Origin of the sequence: Arthrobacter sp. UYCu511 (assembly GCF_040547105.1) — a bacterium.
GTDB classification, from domain to species: Bacteria; Actinomycetota; Actinomycetes; order Actinomycetales; family Micrococcaceae; genus Specibacter; species Specibacter psychrochitiniphilus.
Genome location: NZ_JBEPPB010000011.1, coordinates 130,626 through 143,955, shown reverse-complemented (window position 1 = coordinate 143,955; position 13,330 = coordinate 130,626). Strand labels below are relative to the sequence as shown.

3 protein-coding genes are annotated in these 13,330 nt (G+C 59.0%); all 3 read right to left on the bottom strand.

The window, feature by feature from the left end; genetic code table 11:
• Positions 1–92: 92 nt before the first annotated feature.
• From ABIB48_RS14630 to ABIB48_RS14620, 3 genes are read right to left on the bottom strand one after another with little or no spacing between them, the layout of a single operon-like run.
• The gene (locus ABIB48_RS14630) at positions 93–2,306 is read right to left on the bottom strand and encodes a UvrD-helicase domain-containing protein (RefSeq protein WP_354213455.1); all 2,214 of its coding nucleotides are present in this window, start codon (positions 2,304–2,306) and stop codon (positions 93–95) included.
• Positions 2,306–8,701 (bottom strand): DEAD/DEAH box helicase, encoded by a 6,396-nt coding sequence (locus ABIB48_RS14625; RefSeq protein WP_354213454.1) that lies wholly within the window; start codon positions 8,699–8,701, stop codon positions 2,306–2,308. Before ABIB48_RS14625 ends, ABIB48_RS14630 begins: the two co-directional genes overlap by 1 nt.
• Positions 8,701–13,329: a DNA methyltransferase gene (locus ABIB48_RS14620; RefSeq protein ID WP_354213453.1), complete on the bottom strand. Its 4,629-nt coding sequence runs from the start codon at positions 13,327–13,329 to the stop codon at positions 8,701–8,703. Before ABIB48_RS14620 ends, ABIB48_RS14625 begins: the two co-directional genes overlap by 1 nt.
• Position 13,330: the final 1 nt, after the last annotated feature.

The following is a 13,330-nucleotide window of genomic DNA, read 5'->3' as shown; positions in this document are numbered from 1 at the left end:
GCCGTGTTTAATCGGCGTTGGCTTTGTGCCCTATTCTCAGGACCTTTTTGTGCTATATGTGTAGGCACGCAGATCGTTTTGGGTTTATCGATTTAATTACTAACACCAAGCAGCACTGAGGGCTCCCCGCTCCATGTCACTAGGAGCTCGTCACGTGCACGGGTCGCTGCAACGTACAGCAGCGACCGTTCTCGCAGCAGAGCTTCGTCAAGCTCGGACTCAGCAAGGTTTTGCAACGCCGCCTTTTGGGGGAGTGAAGCATCGCTGACACCCATCAGGATGACCTTTGAGAATTCCAAACCCTTGGCAGCGTGCATCGTCAGTACAGCAGGGGCCCCAGAGGAAACTGCAACGGAAGAGCGGGCGTGGACACCCCGTTCTTCCAGCCCTGCAATGACTTGGTTGACCTGGTACTTCGCACGCACCAAGACGCCAATCGCAGAGTCCGTGCCCCACAGTTGGATTGCTTCGGCTGCGGCATCGAGTTCGGTTGCGAAGGAAGAAACGCCTTGGCGTACAGGAACCGGTCCGCTGCGAGCTGATCGATACTTCCCGGATTCCTCAGAGGTATCTTCCAGATCGGTGAAGGATGCACCTGACAACAAACCAACTGCAAATGCCAAGTTCTCAGCAGTCGTTCGGTAGTTCAAAGTTAGTCTCTTGGACCGCCCAACGATCTTGATCCCGAATCTGGACAGCGGAACCTTCTGACCGTAGATCCTCTGATGAGAGTCCTCGGCAATGAACAAATCATTGGGACCCTCGGCAACCAGCGCACGCAACAGCAACCAATGGGCTGCGTGGAAGTCCTGGGCCTCATCAACAATGACGTGGTCCGCTGGCCGCGCACCGCCGCCAAAAGCACGAATGTCCAGCACAGCGGCGGCCAGTGCTGCAATCTCGGCGAAGCTCAGCTTGTCGTCCATGCGGTTGGACCTGCGATACGACTCAAAGATCTTCCAGACAGCAATCCGCTTGGGGCGCGTCAAAGCTGTACCGCGACCCAACCGGGAGACCTTTAAATACTGATCACGCGTTGTCACAGAATTGGCCAGAACAACGGCCACATACTCCTCCGACAGGAACGTCGGGTTGGACAACGATGCATCCAAGCCGTGGTCCACGGACTCCGCTGCCGATTTCCAATCATCGTTGGTGGATCTCTTGGTACCGACCAATTCGAGGAACCCAAAGACACGTTGCAATGCCCCCTCGCGCTCTGCCGCGGAAGCCCCGTTCAGTACGGATAGCGCGGTCGCATCGATGCCGGCGATGTGAATCCCACTCTCGCCGAGGTGCTTGGCAATCGGCAGCGTAGCGTCGAGCCGCGTCACACTCGACTCCAAGGATTTCGCCAGCGTGGTTGTAAACGTTGTCAGGAGAATGCGCGCTGAAGGCGCGGCCGCCGCAAGGTTCTTCGCCCGGTGGACGGCAACCACTGTCTTGCCCGTACCTGCCCCGCCTGACAACCGGAAGGATCCGTTGCGTGACTTCTCCGCGTATGCTCGCTGCTCCGGGTGCAGGAAGGTGCGCCACGCCTCGAAGTCGTTGGACTCGATAGCATCTTGCAACTCCCGGGGATTCTCGCCGATGTATGCAAATTGGATCTTGGAAGCGGGGTGCTCCAGTGCGGCCAAGACCTTTTCATCTTCGGACTTGCTGGCATCGTCAAGGTAAGTGCCAAGGCCAAGCTCCTCCTTGACCTCCACCAGTGACTTGCCAGCTTCCAGGTCAAGGAGCGCAATTCCCTGCCAGTCCGGAGCCTGATCCACGACGGCGGCAAACTCGCCCAAGGTGCCAGCGTCCAGTGCTGCCTGGGCTACTCGGGTGTCGATGCCGGGGTCGTTTGCCAAGTAGTCGGCCGTATATCCAGCGCTGACCAAACCGTTGATCCAGTCGGGTTCCGAAGCCGCTGGCACTGCTGAAGGGGTTGGGGGTGCGACGTCGTGTGCATTCTGAACGTCGTCGAGATCCGGTGCTGTTGCCTGGATTAGCTCTGCCACGCCGCTAATGGGGTTGACGTTTAGAACGGTGGTCCGCGCAATGGAGATGGCCTTGTCATGCGGCCACGTGCCTATGTATATGTAGTGGGGTTCAGACCCGACATCGAGGCGGAACAGGACAGCACGGAAATTCAGATCGACCCGGCCTGTACGGACGCGCTTGTCAGCCGGCTTCTGCATGGGCTCAATGTGCAGGCCGGGTGAGGCGTCGTTTTCCTGCAGTTTCTGCAAGAAATCAAATACCTTCATCTTCATAGATGAGTCCAGCTTGTCCTTGCTCTTGGTCATAGTCACGGCGGCCATTAGCGGATCTCCTCGCGCTCAGAGTTTTTGAAAAGTTCAGCAATGTGCGAAGCATCCGGCAAAGCGATGATCCATCCTGCCGCGACGTGTGCTGATGGATCTTCGTCCTCCAAGAGGACACCAATTTTGCGGTCTTCCCATCCGATGGACACCATGTTGCCGTCGGGAAGCTCCAGCCCAAGCTCAGGAACAGGCAAGCCGCCGATGCCGGCCAAGGCAGTCAGTAGTGGCAATTCGTCCTCGGTCGCCATGTCTAAAAGCTCCTGCCACTCAGCGGAGAAAGTCTCCTCTGGATGCGTGAGAGTGAACTCTCCGACGGGGGAATCAGAAGCAGCCATGAGGTCAACCGTACCGATGGTCAGTCCCGTCCGCTTGAACGCCATCAGGTTGGACAGTCGCAACCACTCGCGCCACGCCTTTTCATGGCCACCAAGTGACACCGCTGACGGGCGATCATCCAGCAACAAAGACACCACAAAACCCTTGGCATCCATGGACCGGGCCCCGGCTGACATGACCAGCGGCCCGCGGCCATACTGCCAACAGTTGTCGGTGCCTGCTACGACATCCTGGGATTCGGACAGCAGATAGGCTGCGGCCCGCTCGCCCACAGACTCAAGCGATGACTTGAATGGTTTGTCCATCAGCATCATCGGCACCACTTCTGAAAAACGCTGCCATTCATCCACAACAGGTGAATTGATCCAGCTCCACAGCTGGCTCATCGCATCCATGTTGAGTAATTCGAGCAAGGATGGCTTGAGACTGAACCGGGCCTGGATCTTTTGCACGAGCGAGCTGTCGTACCACGCGGGAACGTCACGAGTAGCGGCGCCTGAATCTGCTGAAGCAAAAGCATCAACATCAGCCCATGTCACTGCCCAAGGAATGATTCCAGCATCACGCAACCCAGCGCGCTTGGCAGCATCATCGGCAAGACGGTTGATCTCTGCAGAGGCATGGTATTTGTGCCCGTCGGTGTAGATGGCAAGCTTGGGGATGGATGGATCCTGTGACCACAAAGTGAAGTCCGGACGTGTGCCAAGAATGTCTTCCTGTGGGGTCAGCGACCACCGGGCCCTACCGCCAGGCAGCCTGAACACCAGAGTGTCGCCACGAATGCCAGGCGTCACGGACGTTTGGGCCCCTACATTTGCCAGCCGGGTCATGAGTGCCCGCCGGAACTTTTGCTCCAGATGGGATTCCGGATCGTTGCCTACAGCCGGTTCCACTGTTGTTGTTTTCCACAGTGAGTACGCCGGTTCCAGCGCACCCTCGGCCGGGACCTCGCCACTGAACAAGATCTCAGCCAGAAGCCTTTGAGCAGACATGCGGGACACCTTGTCCGCCATCCACGACGGCGCAAATGGTAGTAGGCAGTTATGGCAAGCCAGCCGCTCCTCATTTTGGCAAGAACAGCTGCGGACCACCTGCCAGGCTGCGTTCAGCAAGGCCCACACCTTTTCGGGTTCGGCGAATTCGGCCAAATAGCCGGTCCCTCCGGGCACGGTGTCATGCAGCAGGAGGCTGACAGCTGCTTCGCCACCGGGCTGTGGCTCGTTGATCTGCACAATGTCGATGTGGTCCGGGGCGCCGCCCAACACCTCGCGCAACCCCAACAACAGGGCCGCAGTCAGGCTCGGAATGGCAAAATCGTCACCGATGACAGCAGTCATAGGCAATCGCAGGGCAACGCCCTGAGTAGACAATGTCCGGGCCAGCGCCACCTCGCGAACGTTTTCCTCGGAGACCTTGCGGTATTTGCACCAGAATCGGTGCTCGTGGGGATTGTTCTCCTTGGCGTTTTGATCCAGCTGGCCGCAATAGGAACACACCCTGAACAAAGGCGTCTTGAACTCTTCGCCGGCAACCGTCCGCGTCCCAGCGTTGGCTGCGGCGCGGCCCAGGTTGAGCCAGCGAATTTCAGTCCGGCGCAGGTATTTCGCGCCAAAGTCGATGCCATCTAGATACCATTGGTCGCTCACATGCGCCGGGTCAATGTCAGCAGCCACGGCAACCGTGAACAGCTCCTTGACCCGGTTGTCGTTCCGGTCGCCAATGCCTGCTTCATCGCGGTTCACTTCGGCGGATACCTTCTTCAGGGTCACCACGTCATAGATCTGGCTGACATCGGCAATCGAAGACGTCCCGCACCTGGCGCACGCCGCCACTGTCCCATGCGTATTTACCGTGGTGTTGGCCCATCCGCACTGCGGACACATCTGCCACTTCTGGACGTGGCTCTGCTGCGGCCCAAGATCGACGGCGTCGATCTTCACCTGCAGCCCCTGCGCGTAGAACGTGGCACCCGGTGCCAGCTCGGTCAGCGCGATTGACGCCCCTCGCTGGTATCCCACGCTCTCGGTGATGAACGCGTTGGTGTCCATGTCGCGCCAGCTCACGCCGACGTCAAGGATCACTGAGTCATCCAGCAGCGTGTAGTTGGGCAGCACCCCGTATTCTTCCAAGACCTTGATCCAGTAGTCACCCCGGAGCTCACGCAACTGGTGCGCCAGCATCTTCAACGTGGCGTGGGCCGTCTTGGGCGCCTGCATGTCGTCGGCCGTGGCAGCAGTGGACTCTGCCCGGGCTTCAAGCTCGGGCAGCTGCGCGTCAATCTCTTTGCGTCGCAGGTCAAGTTCTTCAACGTCTTTTGACCAGAGCTGGGCTGCCCGGATGAGGTGCTTTGCCATGTCACTTGCCTGCCCGGACGACGGCGGTGTGGCCCACCTTTGGAGGGCTGCCACGCTCGTGGCGTTCAGCAACGAGCCGTACTGTCCAAGGAACTCGGCCAGATACTCGCCAGCGTTGGTTGCCGAATCCTTGATCAAGTCCCCGAGGAAGGACCCGGGGTCTGCACTACCCAGCGCGGCTGTGGCCTTGCGCGGATGCGGCCGTCCGTCGTCACGGGCAAAGCGGTCCACCACGTGTGCGGTGTACTGGCGCTGCAGGATTTCCTCGGCATCCAGGTACGTTGCGGGCGGCCGCACCTCACCGTTGATGACGGAGAGCGGGTCATGCAGCTTGGGCAGGTGCTCGCCACGTCCGCGGACGTAGGCCAGCACCAGGGAGTTGCCCGTCAGGCGTCCGGCGCGGCCCACCCGCTGCAGGTATGAGGCCACTGAGGTTGGCAGGGAGGCAAGCATGACACAGGAGAGATCGCCAATATCGATACCCATTTCGAGTGTAGGCGTCGCCACCAAGACGTTGGGTGCCTGCGGATCCGTGCTGCTGGATTTGAACTCGGTTTCGTAGCGCAACCGTGTTTTTTCATCAAGCAGCGAGGTGTGCTCACGTGCCACCACGCGCTTCATGTCCGTGGAGCTGTAGAGGTTTCGGTAGTAGTCGCGATCCACCGAGGCGCGTTGCAAGTTGCCCGGACAGCGGGTGAACATGCACGGGGCGCCGTCCAGCTGGTCAACCACGGTGGTGGTGCCGGGGGTGAGAGCCTTGCAAGTGTCGCACTGCAGGAAGTTCCTTTCCTCCGCTAGCGATTGCACAGAGGGGGCCTTCAACACCACCCGTGAGGGTGGGATGGTGAACACTTCTGCGCCGCTCTCGGTGGCCACTGAAGAGAGCACGCCGGCCTTTTCAAACTCGCGCAGAATGGCCTTGGCCAAGAAGGCGCCGTCGGCGTTGGATACTCCCAGGCACTGGGCGGCCCAGCGGGCATACCAGGACGACGTCGAGGTGACGGCATCGAGGTTCTCTGACGTTTTGGTGGTGGGGCCGATGCGGGGGAAAGACGGCGCAGGCCGGCCACTGGGGAATGCTGGCATGCCCTCAGTCTTGAGCCGGCCACCCCAGATCTGCCAGCGGTTCCCGTCCTTTTTGATGTAGGAGTTCAGCCAGCTGTGTGCAATGCCGCCGCGGATGCGCATGCGTTCCAACACGCCGCGGGTCCAGCGCAGTAGGTCCTGGTCATTTGGGGGAGCGCCGTCAAAGGTGGTCTGCTGTGTGACTGATTCCATGGCGCTGGTAGCGAGTCCCACCAATACCGGAGCCGAACCTGCCTCGACCTCGGCCACAACAGTGCCGGTCATTTCTAGCGTTCGGCCCACCCTGCTTTGCAGGCCAAACTCCAGCGAGGCATCAAACAGAAGCCGCGCGATGGCCCGGGTCCTTGCCTTCCTGATGTCAGAGGGAGCGGAGCCCGTCTTCCAGAAGGCGCGGAACTGTTCCCGATCCACGTAGTCGGGTGCGATGAGCTGGTACCGCTCCACGGGCGTCTTGGCGTTGGCCACCGCGGTGCTGACGAGCTCCTCCAAGGTGGTTTCGCCGTCGAGCGCTGTTCGCAGGGCAGCGCGCAGCGTCAAGATGTGGGACCGCGACTGCACAAAACCGGCACGGTGTGCCGCGTCTTGCACACTGTCGGTGAAGACCAGTGCTTTCTTTTCATTGGCGTCCAGGCCCTGTGCACCAAAGAGGTTGGAGGTGGTTACGGACAGCATGGTGGCTACGGCGCTGCCCAGGAATGAGATGCCGTCCACGTTTTGGCATGCCGGGCAGGTGTCGGCCTTGGACTGGTCGTCAGCCTCGAGGCCTGTCAGCATGAGGATGGGCAAGATCCGCCCTTCCAGCAGGTCGATGCCCTGCATGTCCGGTGCATCCGAGAGGATCTGGCGGTTCTTTGCATCAAACCAGCGCAGGCCCTCCACATCGGGGGTGTCGGCGTGGTGGAGCTCCACCTTGTCCGCTTCGTTGGGCGCGTACATCAGGGCCCTGAAGCGCCCGTTGCCCGTCATTTTGTTGAGCCGGATCTTGGAGTCGTCTAGGTCCAGATCGCTGCCCGTGGGACCAAGCATTACGCCCCAGCCTGACCGGCCGCAGTGGCGGCAATACAGCGCTGGCTGGTACAGCTCGTCGTCTTGCTGGAAGCCGTCGTCGCTCCAGCGGAACTTACTGTCGCCGTGAACCAGCCGGTCGATCCTGGACAGCTCACGAATCCACATGTGCACCTCAACACTCAGTGCAGCCCGGCCATGGATGGCCCGAACATGGCTCAGAAGTGAGATGAAGTGGCTGAGGAAATCGGTCAGCGCTTCCCATTTCTCTAGGTCGGTCACCGGCGCCGCATCCGCAAAGACCTTGTGCGCCAGATCCCGCAGTGCGACAGCGTCCGTTGCATGTTCCAGTAGCGCAGCAGTCAGGGGGTGACTGCGCACGGCATCCAGCAGATCCTGCGGTTTCGTCTGGAAGACTTTCTCGGACAGTACCGATACCACGGCATCATTGTGCGCACCGCCGCCAGCATCTTGGGCGTCCTTGATGGCATCATTGATTTCGGCGGCTTTGCTGGCAACGTCCGCTATTGACAGACCCGTGCCCGGGACTTTCGCCAAACCCGCCCAATCTTGCGCGTTGAGCCTGGCCTCGGTGATGACGGCATCGGAGCCAAACGGTTCCCCAAATACGGTTTCGGCAAAACGCAGCATGGCGGCGGGGTCGCCCTTGCCGCCCAAGGTAGCGGACGTCGCGACGGGCGTTGCCCTGCCCAGCGGACGACGGCGGTCGGCCTCAGTCAGCCCGTGGGGCGAATCGGCCAAGTCTTCGGGCCAATAGGATTTCAGCGTCATGCCGAGTCTACGGAGCAGCATGGCAACATCGGTGCCCTGTGCGCCGTCGTAGGTGTGGAACTCATCCAGCACCACATACTGCAGCGAAACGGCCGACTGTTTCCAGATCGGGGCATCCTCATTTCGGAGGAGGAGCATGTCCAGCATCTTGTAGTTGGTCAGCAAGATGTCTGGAGCGTCGGCGCGGAAGACATCGCGGTCGTTGACCAAGCCTGCTGCCGTCACCATGGTGCGCGGTGCGTCCTTTTGGCCCGTGTAGATGCCGGCTGTGATGCCGTTCAGTTGCGGGTGCGAGGTGAGCATCTCGGCCAAGCGCTTGGCCTGGTCATTTGCCAGCGCGTTCATGGGATAGAGAATTAGGGCCTTCATACCCGTCACACCGTTGCGCTTGGCACGCAGGACGTGGTCGATGATGGGGATCAGGAACGACTCCGTCTTACCGGAACCGGTGCCCGTCGTCACCATGGTCGGCAGAGGCCGAACCACTCCGCCGGTCGAGCTCTCCTGATCTGTCAGGCCTGTGGAGACCAAGCCGTGCCGTGGTTTCGAGCTCAACCGCTTGAACGCCTCTGACTGGTGGCCGTACGGTTCAAAACCTTGGTACCAGTCCAGGGATTCCCGCCAGCCTTCTTTGGCCTGTTTGAACGGTAAACGGAGCCGCACATACGGTCCCTTGAATAAACCGTTCTCAGGATCGGCGAGGAAGCTGTTGATCGCTTCCCGTGCCGCATTGTCGGTCAGCGCGAAGGTTGTGCCTAGGTAGTCCGAGAGGCCCTTGTGTAGATCAGCGGCTTGGAAGGTTGGAAGCAGCTCGGCCATTAGTCCATCTCCTCCATCAGCTTCGTGAAGTGGGCATGTGCGGTGCGCATATCAGCCTCGCGGTCGTAGCCAACGAAGGGGAACTCAAATACATACGTGACCCCGCTTTGAGGGTGCGTCCAGGTTCGCTGCTCTTCGCTCAGAGTCTCTCCGTGCTGCCGATACAACTTGTTCATCTCTCCGGGCACTTTGCGGCCGTTGGTGTCATATAGATTTGCCCGTTCATAGCCATGAAGAACGGGAAACTGTGTTCGGTAAATGGTGCATAGTTCGTCTGCGTCAATTCCGAGGACTATCGACACAATGGCATCCAACTCAACTTGTGCCAGTCGCCGTGCTGCCGCAATACGCAGGGGACTATCTGTTGTCCACTGCGTCGCCTGTACATCGCACCAAAGGGAAGAATAGTCGGCTGTCAGGCAGATAAGTGCTGCAGCTCGAATCTGAATCTCCCCACTAAGACCATGCTGGAGACGTGCGGGAAGCGTGTTTACGACTGATCCGTAAAAGTGACCGAGCGATCCAGCCTTTGCCAAGAAATCAATAGGTAAGGCTGAAAGGAATCCAGCGAGTTCCAAGATGAGGCGCCCCTGGCTGATGCTTGGCCCAAAGCCGGAAATTACTCCATTGACATGTGTCGTTCCGGGAAGAATGACGGTCGGATAAAAAGTCCTTACCCCAGTCGTCGCCGCCATCAGGCGCCACCCGAGCCTGTGGACAGCCTTGGCGGGTATGAGCTGGTCATCAAACAACCAATGGGTGTAGCTGGAGTCGTAGTCTGAGCGATCCCCTGCAGGCTGGTAACTGGTGCGGGGGATGAAGTCTGCCGGGAGAGCCTCGAGGTCCAGCTCGGACCAGTCGAGGTTGTTCTTCATCGTGGGGTTGGGTTCCTTGGCGAACGGCGTGGCCACGGTGAAGTGTGGGCCCTGAAGGATGACGTCATCCCAGGAATCGTTGACCTTGGAGCCAACTTCGAAGTACCCCTTCTTGCGGTCAATAGATTCGTCCCAGCCTCTCGAGTACTGCAGGCCAAGTTCCCGAACGCGTGGTGCTCTCGACAGTTTTTCGAGTACCTTCGAACTATCCACGTTGACGGGATAGACCATGCGGGCCTGTATGGAGGGTGTACCTGGCTCGTCGAGAATGTCAGCCCAAACGGCTAGAACAGTCGGATTAACGTGAATGATCCGTTCCTTGTGCGGGCGTTGATCCCAATTGCCTTCCGGATCCTTGAGGCCCGGCACATCGCCTGAACCGTTGTGCACAAGCGAACGAGCTACAGTGTCAGGATGGTACAGGGAAGCCGCCATGACAAATGATGGCGATGCACTGCGCGCTCCGTAAATGTGAACGCCGTAACTGACCAAGTGGTGGATCTCGAAAAGAGATAGCTCATTAATGAACTGCCAGTGCCGCCGAAGTCGACGATAGGTTTCAGCGCGCAGAACGGCAGCTTTCTTCTCCGTGAAATGCGACTCGGGATGAAGAAGCCCAATGACGCCGAACGGGCTCGTAGACCGCCACGTCCGCACCATGAATGCCCGATATAGATCGGGCTGCAGGCCAGCAAGTACGGGGTTTTCTGTCTCTGCTCCCAAATAATGACTAAGCACGGTTGTGGGAATCGCATTGTCAATGAAGAAGTCGTGCATCCCTGCCTGTGCAAGAGCCTCGGCGCGCTTGGACTTGATCTCCGATTGCGGGGGCTTTGCAACTAGCTGCCACCAAGGGTCAGCTTCGGCTAGCAGCGAGGCTTCGTCTGAACGTGGACGAACCCACGGCGGGTTTCCGACTTGCAAGTCGAATCCGCCGCGACCAAAGACAGACGCGAAGTCGAGCTCCCAGTGGAAGAATCCCTGATCACTGGCTACACCCTGACACACTCGTAGCCACGGGGCCGAGTCGATTACCTTGTCCACCTTGATCGCTCCAGCAAGAATGAGTTCGTTCTCTTCAGCCGTATTGAGCTCGCCCCAAGTTGACGTCTTGAACAGATTGCCCTGTTGGGCATTGAAGCCATACTTACGGCTGTTCGATTCGGGTGTTGGCGTGCCAAGGATCCCTTCGAGCCCGGCCAACCACTCGTCAATGGTCGGGGGAGTGGCTCCATTGGTGGATTTTTCGGTCAGAGGCCAGAACCATAGTGCGTTCCAAGCATCCATGACGAGACGTAGTCGTTGGTAAGCACCATTCGGGTCGGCGAGTTTTTCCTCGATCTCCGCGCGAGTCACGATGAGGGTATCGACACTTCCGCCTGACGACATTTTGCCGAAGTAGTTGATGCTTCTTTGAACCTCGGATTCAGCGACGTCGAGACGGCGAAGAACGAACTGCCACAGTGTCTCTACACGGTGGCCAAGGCTGATCAGCCTGTCCACTTGGGACTTTGACGGCTTCGATTTGATCTTGTTACGCCAAGCTTTTAGCTCTTTTTGAGCTTCTCCAGCAAGGTCCTTTACTTCCTTGGCTTCGGCAGCGGCGCCCCAACCAGCAGCCGGCAACAGGAAGTGATGGATGCGGCCGACGGTGGTGTGGTCTTCGCCCTCCTGTGCCATGGCGTCTGCCAGTCCCTGAAGCGGTGCATCGGCGGGCGGCGTGGTCAGCCAGCTCTTGTCCGAGACTGCAGCGCGAGAGTAGGTGGCACGCCGTGCACCAATGAGCGAGTTGCCACGGCGCAGATGGAGACCAAACCAAGGAGCCTTCAAGCCGGAGACCATGGTGTCCAGCCACAGCGAGACTTCCGCCAGCTCCACAGCGGTGGAGTTCAAGTCCACGCCGTATACCTGGTGGAGTGCAATGTGGGCCTTTACTTTTTGCAACTCAACGGGGTAGTCCTCGGCCGGGATAAGAGTGTCCAGTTCATCCTGTTTGCGCTTGAGGTATTCAGCGGCCAACTGTCTGACGGCTTCGATGGCGAATGCACCGGAACCAAGTGCAGGCTCGCACACGGTCAACTTGAGGATGTCATCAGCCGGCGTTTTCTCGCCGTTCTGGTCGAGGAGTTCCTCGAGAGCTTGGGAAACAACAAACTTCGTAAGAACTTCAGGGGTGTAGTACGACGCGGACTGCTGGCGTTCGCGGCCGGCCAGTCGGTAGACGAATGAACCCTTTCCGTGGAGTACTGGGACTTCCTCACCGGTAAGCTCATCCTTAATCATGACGAAGTCTTTACGGTCAATGCCTTCCGCCCGTTCAACGGGGACAACCCACGAACCCTTCGCGGAGTCGCCGTCTTTTGCAACCTCGTAAAGATCAGTCTCGGCGATGAAGCCGGTGTAAGACATGAGGCCTTCATATACGGCACCCAGCTGGTTCACGCCCAGTTCAGCGTAAGAAATGAAACCGCGGTCCTTGCCCTTGGACTCTTTGCTTAACAGCAGACGCTCAAGAACTTTCTGCAGGGCTGCGTTGCCCAGGCTTACATGGTCGATGTCCAGCATGCGCTGCGGATCAAAGAGATCTGCCGTGAGGCTGTTGAAGTGGAGACCGGGGGCTGTGGAAGCGGTCTGGGTCTTGACAGGCTCGACCACCGGCGAGGGGTGGTGGCCTTGGTCGACTAAACGGAACAGCGTATTGAGGGATTGGTAAATATGTGTTCCGGATTGGGCCCGAAGCGATTCAGGTGGAGTCAGAGCCAATTCTCGGAGCCGGTCCAGGCCATAGCCCTCTGCATACTCTCCAGCTCCCGTGGGTAGGACACCCATTTCCGGTGAGGCCTCGGCATAAAGCAGGAACAGAATTCGGTATAGATAGCGAAGAGACTGGCGCGCAAGAACTTGACCGTCGATTTCGTCCAAGGGAAGGCCCTTGTCCGCACGCCGATGCAGGACATCGTTCGCGATGATTTCAATGGACGAACGGATCCCCTCACGCAGGTCCTTTGAAACACCCACGGTGTGCTTGACCGAACTCTCCAGCACCTGATTCCACCAGATGGATTCGCTAGCGTCGGGGAGCAACGATTCACGCCCGAAAATAGCGAGGATACGGTCGAGTTCTCCACCACGCTTGGCATCATTGCGCTCGCACGCAAGGAGAAGGTCGGCAGCGAGGTAACGGCCCTCGGCCCACCGCACGCGCTCGGTCAGAATGAGAAAACGGCCACCCATGACCACGATGAATTCCGGCGGAGCGTCCGTCTGGTACAGCTCCGATACGAGCTTCGGCGCGGCGTAGTCAGTTTCTTTGCCGTCAACCAAAGCCGAACCAAACATTGAGGCCTTGGCAGAGTCCAACAGGTCTTCCACCGAATCGACCGGAGAGGCCTCTACGAACAAAAGCCCGCCGTTGGCAGAAGCCCAAACGTTGGGGACCACGAGCTCGGTGCCGGCGCGCTCGGTGGCGAGTGCCGCCGTCGTACCTTGATAGCCGAGGGCTTCACGGACATGTTGGTAGATGGCAGATGAGTTGTCCGGCTGCTCGAGCAGACCTGCGAGGTCAACTTGGAGACTGCCGCGGGCTTGCAGGAATTTCTTGAGCGTGGAATCGAGCCCAGATTTGGTGATCTCGTCCCACTGTTTACGCAGCTTCAACACCTCGGACTGGAAGGACTCCTTGGTGGAATCCGTGGTGAAGTAATGCTCGCTGATCCAGTCTTCGCCGACAACGATGGAATCAAAAGAAGGCATG